The 16,310-nt window shown below is 60.7% G+C and carries 22 protein-coding genes; 17 read left to right on the forward strand and 5 right to left on the reverse strand.

Annotated elements, in window-relative coordinates:
* The first annotated feature begins 109 nt into the window (after window positions 1-109).
* The gene (locus AC3CCE_RS31575; RefSeq protein ID WP_352625355.1) at window positions 110-1,150 is read left to right on the forward strand and encodes a helix-turn-helix domain-containing protein; all 1,041 of its coding nucleotides are present in this window, start codon (window positions 110-112) and stop codon (window positions 1,148-1,150) included.
* A 100-nt stretch (window positions 1,151-1,250) separates the two neighbouring features.
* Here AC3CCE_RS31575 and AC3CCE_RS31580 read toward each other — a convergent pair whose 3' ends face one another.
* The gene (locus AC3CCE_RS31580) at window positions 1,251-1,763 is read right to left on the reverse strand and encodes an outer membrane protein assembly factor BamE (protein ID WP_023669368.1); all 513 of its coding nucleotides are present in this window, start codon (window positions 1,761-1,763) and stop codon (window positions 1,251-1,253) included.
* Window positions 1,764-1,878: 115 nt separating this feature from the next.
* Here AC3CCE_RS31580 and AC3CCE_RS31585 point away from each other — a divergent pair, with 115 nt between their 5' ends.
* The 7 genes from AC3CCE_RS31585 to AC3CCE_RS31615 all read left to right on the forward strand — a co-directional run bounded on the left by AC3CCE_RS31585 (window position 1,879) and on the right by AC3CCE_RS31615 (window position 6,677).
* Complete coding sequence (locus AC3CCE_RS31585; protein WP_023689497.1) at window positions 1,879-2,421, forward strand: ubiquinol-cytochrome C chaperone family protein; 543 nt, start codon at window positions 1,879-1,881, stop codon at window positions 2,419-2,421.
* A gap of 15 nt (window positions 2,422-2,436) precedes the next feature.
* Window positions 2,437-2,985: a YceD family protein gene (locus tag AC3CCE_RS31590; protein ID WP_023669370.1), complete on the forward strand. Its 549-nt coding sequence runs from the start codon at window positions 2,437-2,439 to the stop codon at window positions 2,983-2,985.
* Window positions 2,986-3,132: 147 nt separating this feature from the next.
* Window positions 3,133-4,203: a phosphate acyltransferase PlsX gene (gene plsX / locus AC3CCE_RS31595; RefSeq protein ID WP_023700539.1), complete on the forward strand. Its 1,071-nt coding sequence runs from the start codon at window positions 3,133-3,135 to the stop codon at window positions 4,201-4,203.
* 9 nt (window positions 4,204-4,212) lie between these two features.
* Window positions 4,213-5,184: a beta-ketoacyl-ACP synthase III gene (locus tag AC3CCE_RS31600; protein WP_023669373.1), complete on the forward strand. Its 972-nt coding sequence runs from the start codon at window positions 4,213-4,215 to the stop codon at window positions 5,182-5,184.
* Window positions 5,185-5,288: 104 nt separating this feature from the next.
* The gene (locus AC3CCE_RS31605) at window positions 5,289-5,612 is read left to right on the forward strand and encodes an integration host factor subunit alpha (protein WP_023815657.1); all 324 of its coding nucleotides are present in this window, start codon (window positions 5,289-5,291) and stop codon (window positions 5,610-5,612) included.
* Window positions 5,613-5,746: 134 nt separating this feature from the next.
* Window positions 5,747-6,289, forward strand: coding sequence for a MerR family transcriptional regulator (locus AC3CCE_RS31610; RefSeq protein ID WP_023669374.1), 543 nt, complete (start codon window positions 5,747-5,749; stop codon window positions 6,287-6,289).
* 85 nt (window positions 6,290-6,374) lie between these two features.
* A complete protein-coding gene (locus AC3CCE_RS31615) occupies window positions 6,375-6,677 on the forward strand; it encodes a hypothetical protein (protein ID WP_352625351.1) in 303 nt (100 codons plus the stop codon).
* A 73-nt stretch (window positions 6,678-6,750) separates the two neighbouring features.
* On the opposite strand, the gene AC3CCE_RS31620 is transcribed toward AC3CCE_RS31615, so the two are convergent.
* Complete coding sequence (locus AC3CCE_RS31620) at window positions 6,751-7,020, reverse strand: hypothetical protein (protein ID WP_023669376.1); 270 nt, start codon at window positions 7,018-7,020, stop codon at window positions 6,751-6,753.
* 412 nt (window positions 7,021-7,432) lie between these two features.
* Between AC3CCE_RS31620 and AC3CCE_RS31625 the strand changes: the two genes are divergently transcribed.
* Window positions 7,433-7,636, forward strand: a complete 204-nt coding sequence (locus AC3CCE_RS31625; RefSeq protein ID WP_023697438.1) for a hypothetical protein — start codon at window positions 7,433-7,435, stop codon at window positions 7,634-7,636.
* Window positions 7,637-7,871: 235 nt separating this feature from the next.
* Here AC3CCE_RS31625 and AC3CCE_RS31630 read toward each other — a convergent pair whose 3' ends face one another.
* Together AC3CCE_RS31630 and AC3CCE_RS31635 are read right to left on the reverse strand one after the other, a co-directional pair.
* A complete protein-coding gene (locus AC3CCE_RS31630; protein WP_081731016.1) occupies window positions 7,872-8,075 on the reverse strand; it encodes a hypothetical protein in 204 nt (67 codons plus the stop codon).
* Between the two features lie 161 nt (window positions 8,076-8,236).
* Complete coding sequence (locus AC3CCE_RS31635) at window positions 8,237-8,851, reverse strand: hypothetical protein (protein ID WP_023815655.1); 615 nt, start codon at window positions 8,849-8,851, stop codon at window positions 8,237-8,239.
* 296 nt (window positions 8,852-9,147) lie between these two features.
* On the opposite strand from AC3CCE_RS31635, the gene AC3CCE_RS31640 reads away from it, so the two are divergent.
* Window positions 9,148-9,429: a helix-turn-helix domain-containing protein gene (locus tag AC3CCE_RS31640; RefSeq protein ID WP_023689492.1), complete on the forward strand. Its 282-nt coding sequence runs from the start codon at window positions 9,148-9,150 to the stop codon at window positions 9,427-9,429.
* 77 nt (window positions 9,430-9,506) lie between these two features.
* Here AC3CCE_RS31640 and AC3CCE_RS31645 read toward each other — a convergent pair whose 3' ends face one another.
* A complete protein-coding gene (locus tag AC3CCE_RS31645; RefSeq protein ID WP_023815654.1) occupies window positions 9,507-9,959 on the reverse strand; it encodes a cupin domain-containing protein in 453 nt (150 codons plus the stop codon).
* Between the two features lie 244 nt (window positions 9,960-10,203).
* Between AC3CCE_RS31645 and AC3CCE_RS31650 the strand changes: the two genes are divergently transcribed.
* From AC3CCE_RS31650 to AC3CCE_RS31680, 7 genes are all read left to right on the forward strand, one after another.
* On the forward strand, window positions 10,204-10,662 hold the full coding sequence (locus AC3CCE_RS31650; protein WP_352625348.1) for a YbaK/EbsC family protein: 459 nt from the start codon (window positions 10,204-10,206) through the stop codon (window positions 10,660-10,662).
* A gap of 95 nt (window positions 10,663-10,757) precedes the next feature.
* Window positions 10,758-11,546: a hypothetical protein gene (locus AC3CCE_RS31655; protein ID WP_352511354.1), complete on the forward strand. Its 789-nt coding sequence runs from the start codon at window positions 10,758-10,760 to the stop codon at window positions 11,544-11,546.
* The gene (locus AC3CCE_RS31660) at window positions 11,543-12,118 is read left to right on the forward strand and encodes a CatB-related O-acetyltransferase (protein WP_488377244.1); all 576 of its coding nucleotides are present in this window, start codon (window positions 11,543-11,545) and stop codon (window positions 12,116-12,118) included. The genes AC3CCE_RS31655 and AC3CCE_RS31660 overlap by 4 nt, the downstream gene beginning before the upstream one ends.
* 285 nt (window positions 12,119-12,403) lie before the next feature.
* Window positions 12,404-13,783, forward strand: a complete 1,380-nt coding sequence (locus tag AC3CCE_RS31665) for a tyrosine-type recombinase/integrase (protein ID WP_352625346.1) — start codon at window positions 12,404-12,406, stop codon at window positions 13,781-13,783.
* On the forward strand, window positions 13,780-14,319 hold the full coding sequence (locus AC3CCE_RS31670) for a hypothetical protein (RefSeq protein ID WP_352625344.1): 540 nt from the start codon (window positions 13,780-13,782) through the stop codon (window positions 14,317-14,319). Before AC3CCE_RS31665 ends, AC3CCE_RS31670 begins: the two co-directional genes overlap by 4 nt.
* Window positions 14,320-14,376: 57 nt before the next feature.
* A complete protein-coding gene (locus tag AC3CCE_RS31675; RefSeq protein ID WP_352625343.1) occupies window positions 14,377-14,787 on the forward strand; it encodes a hypothetical protein in 411 nt (136 codons plus the stop codon).
* 458 nt (window positions 14,788-15,245) lie between these two features.
* Complete coding sequence (locus tag AC3CCE_RS31680) at window positions 15,246-16,106, forward strand: ATP-dependent DNA ligase (protein WP_352625341.1); 861 nt, start codon at window positions 15,246-15,248, stop codon at window positions 16,104-16,106.
* Window positions 16,107-16,310 lie beyond the last annotated feature (204 nt).

Raw genomic sequence — 16,310 nt, forward strand, 5'->3', positions numbered from 1 at the left:
GTAGCCATCCAGTGCCCCCCGATTGCCGCCGTCGGATGAGAGGCCGTTCATGGAACGAGCCTCGACTACGAACGATAGTGAAATGAAGACAATCGCTTGGGAGTACCCCATGACTATTCGACCCCCCGAGTTTGCGTATGCGCGCTTTTCGACCGCCATGTGGCCGCGAGCGGAATGGCGAAACGTCTATTGCGACCTGTTGCGCCGGATGGTGACCGACATGGATTTTAACGTCACGGAGGAAAAGCTCTCCGTCGACGCGACCATCCTGCGGCTGCCGGGCGTCGGCATTGCCGATTCGAGGACCACCGCCTTCCGCACCATCCGTTCCAGCGCCATGGCCAAGGGGACCGATGACTACATTTTCTTCATGTGTCTGGAGGGCGCTGCCACCTTCTCGCATCTCGGCCGCGAGGCCAGCATCGAGGCCGGCCAGGCAATCCTTCTGTCCTCCTCTGATCCGCATGTGATCGAGCGGGCGATGTCGCATCATCTCTTCATCACCATCCCCAAGGCAGCGCTCGGGCCCATGGCTGCGAATGCGGATGCCGCCCTGATGACGCCGATGTCATGCGTGGGCGAAAAGTTCTTGCTGCTGACCAGCTATGTCCGTCTGCTGATGCAGGAGCCGAACCTGGCCGCGTCCGAATTGCGCTGGCTTGCCGCCAAGCACATACAGGACCTTGTCGCGGTCGTGGTCGGGGCAACGCAGGACGCCACTGAGGTCGCCGCAAGCCGCGGCATACGCGCCGCGCGGCTGCGCGCCATCAAAGCCGATATCGAAAGCAATCTGGCTTCCGGCGATGTCGGGTCCGACGCGCTGGCCGGGCGCCACCGCGTCAGCGCGCGCTATATCAGAAAGCTGTTCGAGGGTGAGGGTACCTCGCTGTCGCAGTTCGTGCTTGGCCGGCGGCTGGCGCTGGTTTGCAGCAAGCTATCCGACCTGCGCCTGGCACACCGCACCATCGGCGCCATCGCCTTCGACGCCGGCTTCGGCGATCTCTCGACCTTCAACCACGCCTTCCGCCGGCATTTTGGCATGACGCCTTCGGAAGCGCGGCAGAGTGCGGCTGTGCACCGCGCCTCGCTGGAGCCCGGCGGCCGAACAGGCCACGCGCGGCAAAGCGCGACGGGTGTTGCGGCCGCATGACCTCAAAACAAAAGCCCGCAGGATCGCTCCCGCGGGCTTTTGGTCGCCTGAGATGGTGTCGCTTCGGGGGAAGCAAAAATCTAAGGAAGGCGGTCGCTTCTTAGGCGCCGCCGCCAGGAATGGGGGGCGCCAGTTTGCTGGCGCCTTTGATGATCTGGCTGAGGAAGTTCTGGTCCTTGCCGCCGGTCGGCGTGGTGCGCGAGATGAAGTCGAAAATCTTGCCGTCCTTCAGACCGTAATTGGCAATCTGGGTGACGCGCCCGTCCTCGCCAAAATACACCGCGAGCACCTTCTGGTCGACCAGGCGCGGCTTGTCGAAAGCGACATAGCGCTTGCGCGTCTGCGAAATGTAGTAGAACGCCTCATTGTCGAAGGTGGCTTTCGTCGATGGCGTGCCGAGCGCCAGAAGCACCTGTTCGCGGCTGGAGCCCACCGGCACCGAATCGACCGCCTGCTGGTCGATAACATAGCCCTGCGTCAGCGTCTCGCTAGGGTTAAGGTCGCCGAACATCTTGGACGAATTGCAGCCCGACAGCGCGGAAGCCACCAGCACCAGCGAAACCGCGGCGGTGGCCCCAGGCAGAAAAGTCGACTTGAATTTCAGCGCGCGCAACAACAACTCCATTAGCTGGCCGCAACTTGCGCTGGGCGGCAAAACCGGTAAACCAGCTTGCTTGCCGATGCAACAAGGCCCATTCAAACAATCGGTCCCCAGGAGACCACCCTCAATGTTCCAGCGCCTTTTTGGCCGCGAACGCAACGCCAACCGCGCTATCACCGAGGCGCTTTACGCACAAATCGTGGCGGCGGCGCGGCAGACCGTGTTTTATTCCCACTGGAATGTGCCGGATACGCCGCTCGGCCGTTTCGAGATGTTGTCGCTGCACATGTTCCTGTTTCAGCACCGGCTGCGCGGCGAAGAGGGCGTCGCGCAAGAGGTCGCGCAGGTGCTGATCGACGAGTTCTTTCTCGATGTCGAGCATTCGCTGCGGGAACTGGGCGTTGGCGATGTCGGCGTGCCCAAGCGCATGAAGAGGCTGGCCAAAATGTTCTACGGCCGTACCGCCGCCTATGACGACGCGCTGGGACGCAGCGACCGCGACGCGCTTGCTGCCGCCCTGGCGCGCAATGTCAGACCCGATGCCGGCGCCTGGCCGCAAGCCTTGCCGCTGGCGTCCTATGTAATCGATGCCGCCAGGCAGCTTGAAGCACAGCCGTCCGAATCGATCGTTTCCGGTGCCGTGGCGTTTCCCGTCGCGAAAGCGGAGTGAGGAGGGGAGACCAAGATGAAACATGTGGACACGCCTAGCCCGGTCTCATTCGCGGCCAATGTCGGCCGCCTGCCGCACAAAGGTTTGCAGGTGGTGATCGACGCCGACGCCGCGCAGCGCGCAATGCTTGCGCGCGAGCACGAGCTGCTTTCGGTCGAAAACTACCGTGCTGAGCTTTTGGTGGCGCCGTGGAAGCGCAATGGCGTCAAGGTCAGCGGCCGCGTCGAGGCTGATATCACCCAGGCCTGCATCGTCACCCTTGAGCCGGTCGCGGCCCATATCGACGAGGAGGTCGAGGCGCTGTTCCTGCCCGAACAATCCAAACTCGGACGGCAAGGTTTCGAAGGCGGCGGCGAGATCCTGCTCGACGCCGACGGGCCAGACGGCCCGGAAACATTCTCCGGCGACACGATCGACGTCGGCGCGCTCGCCGAACAGTTCTTCGGGCTGGCGATCGATCCCTATCCGCGCAAGGCAGGCGCCTCTCTCGATGCCGCCGGCCCGGACGAGCCCGTCGAGAATGAATTCCAGCAAAAGCTGCGATCCTTGCTTGGAAAATCCTAAAACACGAAGCGATCGGAGAAAAGCCGGTTGTGCGGCAGCCCAAAACCGCTATTTTCGCCGAACCTTCGCGAGCCCCCGAATTTCGCGAGTTTAGTATTTCTTTCGCGGGCCATGTGCCCTGGCCCAAGCTAGTGAGATAAAGACCGCGTGATCAGGATTTCCATCGATGCCATGGGTGGCGATCACGGGCCAAACGTGGTCATCCCGGCACTCATGACGGTCGCCGTCAGGCGTCCCGACATCCGCTTCGTCATATATGGGCGCGAGGAATTGGTGCGCCCCGAACTCGCCAAATTTCCCAAACTGGCCGAGGTCAGCGAGTTCCACCATTGTGAAGTCGCGGTCAGGATGGACGACAAGCCGAGCCAGGCGCTGCGCCACGGCCGCTGGAAGTCGTCGATGTGGAAGGCTGTCGAAGCAGTCAAGAGTGGCAGCGCGCAGGCCTGCATTTCGGCCGGCAATACCGGCGCGCTGATGGCGATGTCGAAATTCTGCCTGCGCACGATGGCGACCATCGACCGTCCGGCGATCGCGGCGATCTGGCCCACGATGCGCGGCGAGAGCGTGGTGCTGGATGTCGGCGCCACCATCGGCGCCGATGCGCACCAACTGATCGACTTTGCCATTCTCGGCACCGGCATGGCGCGCTCGGTGTTCGGCATCGACCGGCCGAAAGTCGGCCTGCTCAATGTCGGCGTCGAGGAGATCAAGGGACAGGAAGAGGTCAAGGAAGCCGGGCGCATGCTGCGCGAGGCCAATATGGCCTCGATGAATTATCATGGCTTCGTCGAGGGTGACGACATCGGCAAGGGCACGGTCGACGTGGTCGTCACCGAGGGCTTCGCCGGCAACATCGCGCTCAAGACGGCAGAAGGCACTGTGCGCCAGATCTCAGGCTATCTGCGCGCCGCGATGAACCGCACGCTGATGGCCAGGATCGGCTATGTCTTCGCCAAGGGCGCTTTTGACCGCCTGCGCGAAAAGCTCGATCCGGGCCGCTCCAATGGCGGTGTTTTCCTGGGTCTGAACGGCATCGTGGTAAAGAGCCATGGCGGCGCCGATTCGGACGGTTTCGCGGCGGCCATCGAGCTTGGCTACGACATGGTGCGCAACAATCTGATCGACCGCATCGAGGCCGATCTCGACCTGTTCCATGCGCGCAACCCGCATGCCCAGGCAAGCAGGAAATCCGACGCCACCGTCGACGAAAAGGAGTAGGAAAGAGCTTTGATCAGATCAGTCGTGCGCGGCACCGGTGCTGCGCTGCCCCGCCGCATCATGAAGAATGCCGATTTCGAAGGCATGGTCGAGACCTCGGACGAGTGGATCGCCCAGCGCACCGGCATCCGCCAGCGTCATATCTCCGCCGATGACGAGACGACGGCGTCGCTGGGCGAGGCGGCGGCGCGCGCAGCGCTCGACAATGCTGGTCTTACGCCTGCCGACATCGACCTGATCGTGCTGGCGACCTCGACGCCCAACAACACCTTTCCGGCGACCGCCGTCGAGATCCAGAACCGGCTCGGCATGCATCACGGCTTTGCCTTCGACCTGCAGGCGGTGTGCTCGGGCTTCGTCTATGCGGTGACCACCGCCGACCTCTACATCAGAGGCGGCCTCGCCAAGCGCGTGCTGGTGATCGGCGCGGAGACCTTTTCCCGCATCCTCGACTGGAGCGACCGCTCGACCTGCGTCTTGTTCGGCGACGGCGCAGGCGCGCTGGTGCTGGAAGCGGATGAGGGCACTGGCGGCATTGCCGACCGTGGCGTGCTGGCGATGAGCCTGCGCTCCGACGGCGCCCACAAGGACAAGCTTTTCGTCGATGGCGGTCCCTCGACCACCGGCACGGTCGGCCATCTCAGGATGGAAGGTCGCGAAGTGTTCAAGCACGCCGTCGGCATGATCACCGACGTCATCGAGGCGACGTTTTCGCAGGCCGGCATAACCGCCGACGACCTCGACTGGTTCGTGCCGCATCAGGCCAATAAACGCATTATTGACGCTTCGGCCAAGAAGCTCGGGATTGCTGAGCAAAAGGTGGTGGTCACCGTCGATTTGCACGGTAACACCTCGGCTGCTTCCGTGCCGCTGGCGCTTTCGGTGGCCGTCGCCGACGGTCGCATCAAGAAGGGTGATCTCGTGCTCCTGGAAGCGATGGGCGGCGGCTTCACCTGGGGCGCGGTTCTCGTTCGCTGGTAAGTGCCGAACGGTCCGGTTTCGGTCCTTGACCTTGCCGGATCAATTACTTAGGCTCTGCCTTTACCTGTATCGATTTATGTTTTTTGAACTGATGGGACGGTCGCATGGGGGGAAAGACACTTACGCGCGCCGACCTTGCCGAAGCTGTTTACCGTAAGGTCGGCTTGTCACGCACTGAATCGGCAGAACTCGTCGAAGCGGTGCTGGACGAAATCTGTGAAGCCATCGTACGCGGCGAGACGGTGAAGCTGTCGTCCTTCGCCACCTTCCACGTCCGTTCCAAGAACGAACGCATCGGCCGCAATCCCAAGACCGGCGAGGAAGTGCCGATCCTGCCGCGCCGGGTGATGACCTTCAAGTCGTCGAACGTGCTGAAAAGCCGTATCCTGCGCTCGCACCAGAACAGCAAGGGCAAGGGCGGCAAATAGGTTCTGCCGCAGGCTTCGGTTGAAAACGCCGGGCCGTTTTGACGCCGGGCTTGAATATTGTTTCATAAACCGCTGAAATGATACCCGATTCGGCAGACTGGGCCGGATCGCCGTCCAGCGTGAGGATTTCGCCCATGGACAAGAGCCCCGACGCTTTCCGCACCATCAGCGAGGTCGCGGAGGATCTCGATCTGCCGCAGCACGTGCTGCGCTTCTGGGAAACCCGTTTCAACCAGATCAAGCCGATGAAGCGCGGCGGCGGCCGCCGCTACTACCGGCCACAGGATGTCGAACTGATCAAGGGCATCCGCCACATGCTCTACGACCAGGGTTACACGATCAAGGGCGTGCAGAAACTGCTGCGCGAGAACGGCAACCATTTCCTGGTCGCCATCGGCAATGGCGACATGGCTGCCGTCGAAGCGATCTCGCAGCGCAGGCAGGCCGATCAGGTGCCGCTGACGCCAGCCGCCCAGCCGCGCGGCATGGATGACGAGATGCTGGTTGGTCAGCCCAAAGTAAAACCCAGCCGCCGCTTTTTCGGCCTGGGCAAGACCGAGGAGGAAGGTCCGGTCCAGCCCGGCGCATCGAAACTGTCGCGCGACAACCGGGCCTTGCTGCAGGAGGCGCTGTTCGACCTCCTGGAGTGCAAGCGCCTGCTCGACCAGGTGCGCTAACCTTTCCGCTGCCCTCGGGCAAGCAGACCGGAACCGGTTCTGCGGCCATGCGTTTGGCCTTCTCTCAAAAGAAGGAAAAACAATCATGGTATCGCTTTCGACCCTCTCCGATCTCGATCTCGAAAAGCAGGTCGCGACCCTTTCCAAAGAGCTCGCCGCGTTGCGCAAAGTCGTGGCCAAACGCGGCGGTGCTTACTACGAGGACGGGCGCGATGCCGCTTCGGACTATTATAGGCAGCTTGCCGACCTTGTCAGCGATGCGCTGCCGGCGATCAGGAAGCAGGGCAGGGCGATCGAAAAGACGGCGCGCGATCGTCCGGCAACAGCCGCTGCTGTTGGGTTGGTCGTGGTTGGCCTTCTCGCCAGCTTGTTGCTCAGCCGGCGCTAAAACAATTCACGAAAACAAAAAGAAAATGGCGGCCGTCCCGCGGACGACCGCCATTTCCCTGATCTGCGGCCGATTACTTGGCGAGCTTGATCTTGGCCTGCGGCGAAACCTGCGCGGTCTGGCTGCACTTGCCATAGACAGTACCATTCTTGTCCGTGGCGTCGGTATAGGTGCCTTTGCACTCGATCGAGAGCACCAGGCAATGACCGGAGCCCTTGCAAACCGCGCCGCCGTCGCCCGTGGGATGCGTGCCGTTGGCGAAAGCCGAGGTCGGAACGGAAGCCGAACCGAAGGCCGAGACGATGAGGGCCGCGGCGAGCGTGATGCGCTTGAAGTTGGTCATTTGAGCATTTCCTTCTCTGGATCGAGGATCGCCACCATGGCGTCCTTCTGTGTTGGGATCGCCTTCTCGGCGTCCATGCCGGTTAGTGCGGCCTCCAAAGCAAAGGTTCATGCGTGGTTCGAATTTTCTTCGCCTTTTTTCGCGACGTCGATTTTTAGCCTTCGCCAACGGACGGCGCCTGGCGGGGCGGGCATCGATCATGCATTACGCGTGAAGGGCGCTGACGTAGCAGCGCGGCATCCCATGCGAAGGTCACACGGTGGCGTGCCCAAATGGCCAGCCAAGACCTAGTCCGCCCCCGGCTCTTGTCAGGTGGCGGCAGCAGTCATTGCCGCCACTTGGCACCGCGCTTTCTGCCACTCCCGGCTGCGACTATAACGCCAGTCCAAAGGTACCGGCGGAGGAGACGGGCGTGGTCGCAAATTACATCGACGAGTTCATCATGTTCTGCGCTGGGTTGTGGATGACAGGCGTTGGTTTTGGGCTGCTCCAAAGTCCTTTTCAGGCCCAGCAAGGTCAGCAGCCATGGTGGCTGCAGGTCGCGAAGCATTTCAAATGGATGGGACCGCTTTTGATTTTGATCGCAATAGTGCTCGCGTTCGCGGCGCCGTCCTAGCGGGTTCCGACAGCATTGAGAGACCCGTGGTGTCCTGCAACTGGCAACCGCTGTGTTGTCGGCCTTGCGCCTGATACGTTCGTTGGGGTGCGCTGTGGTTGCTCGCGTTCTGGCGCATCGGCGCCATCGAATCCTGCCTTCAGCTTTTCCACGTGTCGCCTGGCAAAAACCAACGGGAAGGCGGCCTTGGCGAGGACTCCAGGGCCAGCCTTCCCCGTTGGGCAAGTCGGCCGTGTCAGGCCTTCTTGGCCTCCACCTTCTTGTGGTGGTGGTGGTGGTGGTGGTGATGGTGATGGCGGTGATGCTTGTTGTGATGATGATGATGGTGGTGATGCTTCTTGTGCAGCGGTGCTGCGTCGGCGCTGCTGGCGCCGATGAGCGGCAGAGAGACAGCCAGGGCAAAAGCCAGCCCGAGAGCCGACAGGAGGGACTTCTTCATGACTTCGTTTCCTTTTCTGCGCGGGCTGAATTTGGCCGTCACCGAGCAAGATCGGTGCCGGTGAACCCCGCAGTCATGACTATCGCCTCCGAACTTTTCGACAGTTTTTCCGGACTGTAGAATTTTGTTTCTGGATTGTGTCTGGCGGCTTCGTCGGCAACTTACATCGGCGGAATGACGCCGTTGGTGCCGACAACGACCCGGCCCGCGGTCAGCTTGCCGTCACTGCCGCGCTCGGCGTTGATGAACACCACAGCGCCAGGCTTGAGGTCGGCGGGCGTCGCCGGCGCGAAGGTCACCACCGGCGTCGTCTGCGGGATCGCGATCTGCTTTTTCTGGCCATTGTCGTAGGTCAGCGTCACCGTGCGACCTGCAATCTCGGTGACATCGGCGACCGTGCCGTTGGTCATCCGGCTGTTGGGCTCGAGATCCCACGGGCGGTCGCCTTCGCCGGCGCCCTTCAGCGCGGCCGGGAAGATCACCACCTCAAGCGCGCCGCTGCCGCCATCGGCCTTCGAAACAGAGGCAATGCCGAGGAAATCGCCTTGCTTGATATCCCCGGCATCCGCCTTGGCGACGCCGGAAATCTTCCACCCTTCAGCCAGGGCGATGGCGTCGGTAGCGCCTTCGCGGGTCTTCACCGTCAGCGTCGCTCCGGCAAAGGCGGTCACCGTGCCGCGAATGCGCACGGCCTCGGCGGCTTGCGCCGCGACCATGCTCGCGCCAGCGAGGCCTGAAATCGTGGCGAGCACGATGGCTGATGTCTTGAATGTCATGGATCTGATCCTCTTGGGAAAAGCTGGCCCGATGCGGCTGCCAGCAACATCAGGCTAACGCGCGAGCGGCGCAAAACCGCTGAACACTTCGGCGTGCGGCCCTTCAAAAGAACTTGATTGGGAGATCGGGGCGGAGATCCTATATGTGCCCTGGCGCCTGCGGTTTTGACGCCGGTTCACGATGCTGTGACGGTCGGTTTGGGCCTTGGCAAATCGCCGTCAAGCGGGCATTGTCCCGGCTCTCAGGCAACACCCTATCATTTGATCCAAAACTCTTTAGCCCCATGGAGTTGCCAATGCCCCAAACTGCAAAACACGAACCCTTCTCCAGGCTGGCGGCCGACGTTGCGCTCGAGCACCCCGGCCTCAAAGCCATCCGGGAGACAAAGGGATACAGTATTGAAGAGCTTTCCCTGACCTGCGGTCTGTCGACCAGCGAGATTGCCGACATAGAGAGCGGCAAGGACACCGATCCGACGAAACTTCGCCGGATCGCCGCAGCATTGCAATTGCCGGAAACGGCCCTGATCGATGCCCCGGCGCCCACGGCGCCTGTGGAAAACCGGTCCGTTTCATAAACAACGGCCAAGCGTCGTTCAACAAGCCCGCCATGGTTTGCCCTGGCGGGCTTGTTGCATTCGCCCAACGGCGAATGTCACTTCTTGCTCGGATCGTCCGCCGGGTTGACGTAGGTGATCGCGAACGGCCCCTCGCCATGAACCTGGACGATCGTAGCGCTTGTCGTCCAGGCGTAATGGTTCATTCCCTGTGGGGCTACGCCGAAGCCGCTGGCGGTCAGTTCGATGCCCTTGGTCTCGTCGAGCTTGTCGCCCATGCCGATATGAAAATTGCCGGAAATCACCGTCACATATTCCGAGGTGGGATGGTTGTGCGCGGCAATCCTGTAGCCGGCCGGCAGCTTCAACCGCAGCACGTAGATGCCATCCTTCGAGGGGTCCCCGGCGATGACAGCCATGTCCGCGCCGGCGGGCAAGACAGCAGGAGCAGGGCCCCATTTGATGGCGCCCGCGTTTATCGGCATGTCGTCGGCAAGCAGCGGCGCCGTCCCGATAAGCAGCAGCGCCAGAGCCGAGGCGAACTTGAGCATGATGATCTCTCCGGTTGGTCGTGGGAGCACAGCATCAGCGCCGGCCCTGATCCATTGCGACCTACCAATGCAGCAGCCCGAACACATCTCCCGCACGGGGGATGCGCCTTGTGTTGCTGACATGCGGCGCGACCCGCCCGGCCTGGTACCGCTGCAGCCGTCGAGGGGCGGGGAGGTTGCCGCCGACCGAGCGTGAAGCTATCCAGTGTGAACGCTAACCGTTTTCGAATGGGACAATGCCGAGATGAGCCTTGAATCCGTGCGCGCCTTCCTGGCTGCCCATGCGCCCGATGTCGAAGTGCTCGTCACCGAAGCGAGTTCGGCGACGGTGGCGCTGGCGGCTGAGGCGCACGGCGTGGAGCCGGCGCAGATCGCAAAGACCATCTGCCTGCGCGTCGGCGGTGCGACGATGCTGATCGTGGCCGGCGGCATGTCGAGACTCGACAACCGCAAATTCAAGGACCGCTTCGGCGGCAAGCCGCGCATGCTTGACGCCGACGAGGTTGTCGCGATTACCAGCCATCCCGTCGGCGGCGTCTGCCCATTCGGCCTGCCGGCGCCGCTGCCGGTCTATTGCGACGTCTCGCTGCGCGCCTTCGATGAAGTCGTGCCCGCGGCCGGCGCCACCAACGCCGCTGTAAGGCTCAGCCCGCAGCGCATGGCACAGATTGTCGGGGCCGAATGGGTCGACGTGTGCCAGTAGTAATCGTCGGCTGATTTCAGCAGGAGATTTCTGGGAGCAAAACGACTGCGAGCGCAGCTAGTAGAAGATTGAACGACCCATTATACGTGGCGGAAATGAACGACGTTTTTGGTTACATCGCCTATGGTGAGAACGAGCTTTACCATCGCGGCGCGCTACTCAGCGCCCTCAAGCTTTTGCACCATTGCCCGACCGCCAGAATAGTCGTCGCAACGGACAGGACTGACCTATTTCGCGCTTATCCTGTTGAGACAATGCTCATAACGGCCGAACAGAAAGACCAGTGGTCTTTCGGCGGAAGCTACCATTTCGGTATCAAGGCCGGGGCTATGTGTGAGCTTTTGCAGCGAGCAGATCGGCTCCTTTTCATGGACACCGACATGTACCCGGTGGGTGACCCGTCGAAGGGCTTCCGCTCGATCTCTGCGACCCATTCCACTATGCGCCTGTGCGAAGGGCCGCATCGCATCTATCAGAACGCGCTGCCGGGCAAGAACATCAGCGTCGGCGGCCAGGTCCTGACCGGCCAGGAACCGATGTGGAACAGCGGCATCGTCGGGATCCACCGGGACAACCTCACAGCCATGGTGGACGCCTTCGCCGCTATCAAGGCCGTTCATAAGGTGACCGACACTTGGGCGCCCGAGCAGTTCTGCCTCGGGGTAGCCCTTTCTCAAAACGGCCGAACCATAAGCCCTCATAGCCTGCCGATCCGACACTACAATACCCGAGGCAAAAAGCAGTTCGCTGAGCCGCGTGTTCATGCGTTCTTTAACGCGTACGGCATGGCGCCAGTCGGCCAGCAGGTTGCAAAGGCCAGTCGATATCGTCTATGGCGGACTCCCGCGGATCTCTTGCTCCAGAAGCTTAAGAGGTCACTGTGACGGGCTGGCTGCGCATGAGGAATCTGTTTCGATCCAAGCTGCCCCCAAGCGTGACCGTTGGACGTCACACCTATGGGGTGAGCCGGAAGAAGGTGCTTGGAGCGTCTGCCGCCACTCCGTTGGCCCTTGGGGCGTTCTGTTCGGTCGCCGGCAACGTGAGCTTTGAATGTTCCGGGGGAAGCCACGTGCCTTGGGCTGCAACCACTTTTCCGATCCACAGCCGCATGATGAACGCGACCGATCTCAATTCGCACGGCGGCAAACCCGTCGGCATTACCATCGCCAATGATGTCTGGATCGGCCGCCAAGCGCTGATCATGCCAGGCGTCCACATCGCGGATGGCGCTATTGTTGCGGCCGGCGCCATTGTCACCAGGGATGTGCCGCCATACGCGATCGTCGGCGGAGTCCCGGCCAAGCTTATCCGGTATCGCTTTTCACAGGATGTTATTGCGAAATTGCTGGCGATCCGGTGGTGGGAATGGAGCGACGAGAAGATCAAGCAGGAGGCTGCTTTTCTCACAGGTCCCATCGAACTCTTTATCGAGCGGCACGCCAGCATGACGGCTTAAGAATGCATCTTGTTTGCGGGAAGTCGAAAAGACGGTAGCCACCTTGGGGGAAGCGGCCAACTATTTGTTTGGTCGGAGTGGCCGGATTCGAACCGACGACCCCTTGACCCCCAGTAAAAGGCCATAGGCTAAAGCGGCCTAACAAGTCATAACATCGTTGGACACCGCAGGCCTTGCTTTCCATGGATTTGTTATGCATTGATAGCTCCTGATAATAACACGGGGTAACACGACCTAACACATCGTTTCTGTTACCCCCTGTTACCCCAAAGGAGCTTTTGACCAATGAGCGCTGTAACTGATCAGGGTAACGCCGAGCCTCGAAACCCGTCGAAAGTCCTTACGGCAAAAACTGTTGAGGCGGCGAAGCCTGAGGCGAAGATCCGCCGTGAGATTCCTGACGGTGCTCTGCCGGGTCTTTATCTGGTTGTGCAACCGAGCGGCGTGAAGTCATGGGCGCTGCGATACCGGTTCGGCGGTAAGCCGAAGAAACTCACCATCGGGCCAGTTCTATTGAAAAGGGAAGGGGATGAGATCGAGGGCGCCATGCCTCTTGGTCAGTCAATGACACTTCAGGAGGCCCGCCGGGCCGCGCGCGATGCAATCCAGACGCTCGGAGAAGGGCGCGATCCTGGCACTTTGAAGAAAGAGGCCAAGGCTCATCGAGCAGCCGATAAAAGTGAGGATCGCGATTCAGTCGAGAAACAGGGCGAGCGTTTCATCACTCGCTACTGCAAGCCTCGCAACCGGTCTTGGCCAGAGGTGCAACGCCAGTTCAAAATCGAGATCAACCCTCATTGGGGCAAGAAGCAGGTTCATGACATCACCAAGCGTGATGTGCTGGACCTTCTCGACGCCGTCATCGACAGAGGTTCGCCGGTTACCGCCAACAGGATTTTCGCGACACTGAGGCGATTCTTCGGATGGCTGATTGAACGGGATATCTTGAAGAGTTCGCCCTGTGCCGGCGTGAAGAAACCGACACCGGAAATCTCACGGGAGCGAATCTTGACTAGTGATGAGATCAAACTCTTCTGGATGGCTACGGAAGGATTCGATCATCCGTTCGGCCCTATGTGGCGCCTGCTCTTGCTGACCGGCCAGCGTCGCAACGAGATAGCCGGTATGAAGCGCGGTGAACTCGTCTTGGATGACGACGCGCCGGCCTGGACGATTCCCGGCGCCAGAACAAAGAACGGCAAGGAACATTTCGTTCCATTGGCGCCGATGGCGGCCACGCTCATCAAATCCCTGCCCAGGATAGGGGACAAGGGCTTTGTCTTCACCACTACCGGCGAAACTGCGGTGTCGGGTTTTAGCCGCTCAAAAGGCCGCTTGGATGCGGCCATGGTGGCCATCCTTCGCAACACGGCAGAGAAGGCCGGCGGCGATCCGGAGAAAGTGACTCTTACAGCCTGGACGCTTCACGATTTGCGTAGAACCATGGCATCCGGGATGGCGGCCCTAAACATCAGTCTGCCCGTGGTTGAAAAGGTACTGAACCATACCTCTGGCAGTTTCGCCGGCATCGTCGGGGTCTATCAGCGTTTCGATTTTGCCAAGGAGAAGCGGGCCGCCCTTCTGGTGTGGGCGGATTTCGTTGACACGCTTGTCACCGGCAAGCCGGCCGGGAACGTCATCCCGATGCGGGAGGAGGTAGCTTGACTCATTCGATTACCCCGGCGCTCGCCCTGGCCGCAAAGGGGTGTGCCGATCTGGCCGAAATCGAGCCCGATAGGTTACTGGCAGAAGGCCTGCGCGCGGTCGGCGCTATGTTGGATCACCTTGGGAAAGGTAAGTCTTCAGCGCTCTTTGAAGAATTGTCGAAACGCGTAGTCCAAACCGACAAACGGGAATTGGACGACATCACGGGAACTTTAGCCGTCTACCTTATCCTTTGCGGTCGCGGACAGAATGCTGCCGCGAAATTGGCCGCGCTGAAATGCGGCCATGCCGCTGCATCGACAATCAAGAAGATGCTCCTGCATGGAGCGACGAATGCAGAAAAAGTTAGGTCGATGAAGGCTTGGCCAGAATTCGAAGTGCGGATCAAGTCGGCCGAGAGAAGAGCTTACTACCTAGGGCTCGCGGGCGAGCAGGACACCGCCGACGATTGGGAATCTCGCGTGGTGGATGTGATGGTGCGACAGGCCCGCGAAGTGAAGGCTCGAAGCGCTCAAATATCCCCTGAAAGGTTTTAGGTTATGGCATGGTCTGACCTTCTTTTCTTCTCGCCTGTGATCCTTGGTCTTGGCGGCATGGCGTTGGCCAAGCTCCCCGATCTCCTGGACCTGATCGAAGGCACACCGGGCCAAGCCGATTTCGAAAGGTTCGTTTCAGATGCACACCGGCGCGGCCTGGACTACAGCCAGACCATGCGCGAACTCGATATCCGCACCATCTTCGCCCGGCTCCGGCGCGAGGCGTCGGGCGCCGTCGCCGTCGATGTTCAGAACTGGGCGACGATCCTTGAAGCCGCCGTCCAGAAATGCCTTGCCGACAACCCACAACATGATCGCGAGCTCAAGGCCATGATGCAGGGCCTATCCTACGCGCATATCTTGTACCCAGCGGAGGCCGCCATGGTCGATGATCTGTACAGCCGCTTCCGGCGGCACGGTAGCGGCTTCACCATCGACCAGCAGGCCGCACTGCGAATTTCCCGCTGATCGTTAATACCGGCCAATCGATTCCCAAGTTTTAAAATACGGGTAAGGCGTCAGGGTGGCGGGATCTCTCTTAAAGTCGCCGCTACGGGACGAGCCATCCTCAAAGATCCATTCATGCCCGGCCGCCAACAAGCTAGCCAGGTAGGGCCACAACGTTTCTTCTCTATGAACTCGATAAAGGTTGCGGTGATAGCGGACCGGACCCCTATCGAGAACGCGAAAGAGGAGGCTTATCTGGATCACGGGCAAGCGGTCACCGGTAGGGAAACTGTGCAACGCATAGACGTTGGTCTGAAAATCGGAAATCCAGTCACGCCGCCTTGGCATACTCCGCCCCCTCTCGCGCGGTTAACCTGCCTCAAAATCGTAGCATCAACCATTGTTATATCCATTTTTGCTAAACTATGCGGAACCGATCTTAAGCCTCGGGCTTGAATCGCGGTTTGGTGAGTCATTGCATGCGTCTCAAATTCATTCCGCCGCTCATGCCGACGCTGATGGAAAAGCCTCCTGACGGCGACGCCTGGATTCACGAAATCAAATTCGATGGCTATAGGACTCAGATCATAATCGATGATGATGGAATTCGCCTTCTCACCCGGCGCGGTTTGGATTGGACATCGAAGTATCGTGATCTGGCCAAGGCCGCCGCAGGCCTAAAGGTAGACAGCGCCATCCTCGATGGCGAGGTCATCGTCACCAATGAGGCTGGCCTGTCCGACTTCAGGGCACTGCGCAGCGCAATCACACGGCGCCAGCATGATCTCTATTTCGTCGCCTTCGATCTCCTGCATCTCAATGGTCATGATCTCAGAAACATGCCCCTTCAGGACCGCCGCGAAATCCTGGAAGCCATGATCCCGGCCGGCGGCAGGATTCAGTTCAGCCAAGCCCTTCCCGGTGACGCCAATGCCATCTTCAAGCTTGTCGATGATGCCGGTCTCGAAGGCATGGTCTCGAAGCGGAAAGACAGTGTTTACCGATCCGGCGATTCAACGGCATGGCTGAAGACCAAGGCCTATGCCGTTGATGAATTCGATCTCATCGGCGTCGAACGCGAACAAGGCAAGCCAGCCTTTGCCCTGATGGCGGAACGCGGAACCGGGCGATATGTCGGCGCCGCCTTCATCAACGCCAATCGCGCGATGCGGGAACGGCTATGGGAACGCGTCCAGGCCAATCCGGGGACGCCGCCGAAGGACATGAAGCGGCCGGCGACGAAGTGGGTCAAGCAGGGCCTAGTCGGGCGCGTGAAGCACCTGCGCGGCGAGGAAGACTTGCGTCACGCGTCATTGCAGGATTTCCGGGAAGAGACCTGATGCCCCCCCGGCCTGCTTCGCGCTCGTTCCTGCTGAATGCAACAAGCGTTCTTCCGTTGCGGCATCTCATGACGGGAACCTAATAAACCCGCTGGGCTTATCCTCCCATGAGCAAGCGCGGCATAGAGTTTGGTCGCAGCAGAGCATCTGCCCAACCGCTTCACCGATGATCCGGCCGCTCAACAGCGACCTGGCGCACCAGGA

It is taken from the genome of Mesorhizobium sp. P160187 (assembly GCF_057766425.1).

What these genes read in the sequence shown, in the direction of transcription:
- AC3CCE_RS31605 (WP_023815657.1), top strand. Translation starts at nt 5,289, where the DNA reads ATGGGGGGAAAGACACTTACGCGCGCCGACCTTGCCGAAGCTGTTTAC.
- AC3CCE_RS31620 (WP_023669376.1), bottom strand. Translation starts at nt 7,020, where the DNA reads ATGACCAACTTCAAGCGCATCACGCTCGCCGCGGCCCTCATCGTCTCG.
- AC3CCE_RS31640 (WP_023689492.1), top strand. Translation starts at nt 9,148, where the DNA reads ATGCCCCAAACTGCAAAACACGAACCCTTCTCCAGGCTGGCGGCCGAC.
- AC3CCE_RS31615 (WP_352625351.1), top strand. Translation starts at nt 6,375, where the DNA reads ATGGTATCGCTTTCGACCCTCTCCGATCTCGATCTCGAAAAGCAGGTC.
- AC3CCE_RS31650 (WP_352625348.1), top strand. Translation starts at nt 10,204, where the DNA reads ATGAGCCTTGAATCCGTGCGCGCCTTCCTGGCTGCCCATGCGCCCGAT.
- AC3CCE_RS31635 (WP_023815655.1), bottom strand. Translation starts at nt 8,851, where the DNA reads ATGACATTCAAGACATCAGCCATCGTGCTCGCCACGATTTCAGGCCTC.
- AC3CCE_RS31585 (WP_023689497.1), top strand. Translation starts at nt 1,879, where the DNA reads ATGTTCCAGCGCCTTTTTGGCCGCGAACGCAACGCCAACCGCGCTATC.
- AC3CCE_RS31590 (WP_023669370.1), top strand. Translation starts at nt 2,437, where the DNA reads ATGAAACATGTGGACACGCCTAGCCCGGTCTCATTCGCGGCCAATGTC.
- AC3CCE_RS31630 (WP_081731016.1), bottom strand. Translation starts at nt 8,075, where the DNA reads ATGAAGAAGTCCCTCCTGTCGGCTCTCGGGCTGGCTTTTGCCCTGGCT.
- AC3CCE_RS31645 (WP_023815654.1), bottom strand. Translation starts at nt 9,959, where the DNA reads ATGCTCAAGTTCGCCTCGGCTCTGGCGCTGCTGCTTATCGGGACGGCG.
- AC3CCE_RS31665 (WP_352625346.1), top strand. Translation starts at nt 12,404, where the DNA reads ATGAGCGCTGTAACTGATCAGGGTAACGCCGAGCCTCGAAACCCGTCG.
- AC3CCE_RS31610 (WP_023669374.1), top strand. Translation starts at nt 5,747, where the DNA reads ATGGACAAGAGCCCCGACGCTTTCCGCACCATCAGCGAGGTCGCGGAG.
- AC3CCE_RS31680 (WP_352625341.1), top strand. Translation starts at nt 15,246, where the DNA reads ATGCGTCTCAAATTCATTCCGCCGCTCATGCCGACGCTGATGGAAAAG.
- AC3CCE_RS31655 (WP_352511354.1), top strand. Translation starts at nt 10,758, where the DNA reads ATGAACGACGTTTTTGGTTACATCGCCTATGGTGAGAACGAGCTTTAC.
- AC3CCE_RS31575 (WP_352625355.1), top strand. Translation starts at nt 110, where the DNA reads ATGACTATTCGACCCCCCGAGTTTGCGTATGCGCGCTTTTCGACCGCC.
- AC3CCE_RS31675 (WP_352625343.1), top strand. Translation starts at nt 14,377, where the DNA reads ATGGCGTTGGCCAAGCTCCCCGATCTCCTGGACCTGATCGAAGGCACA.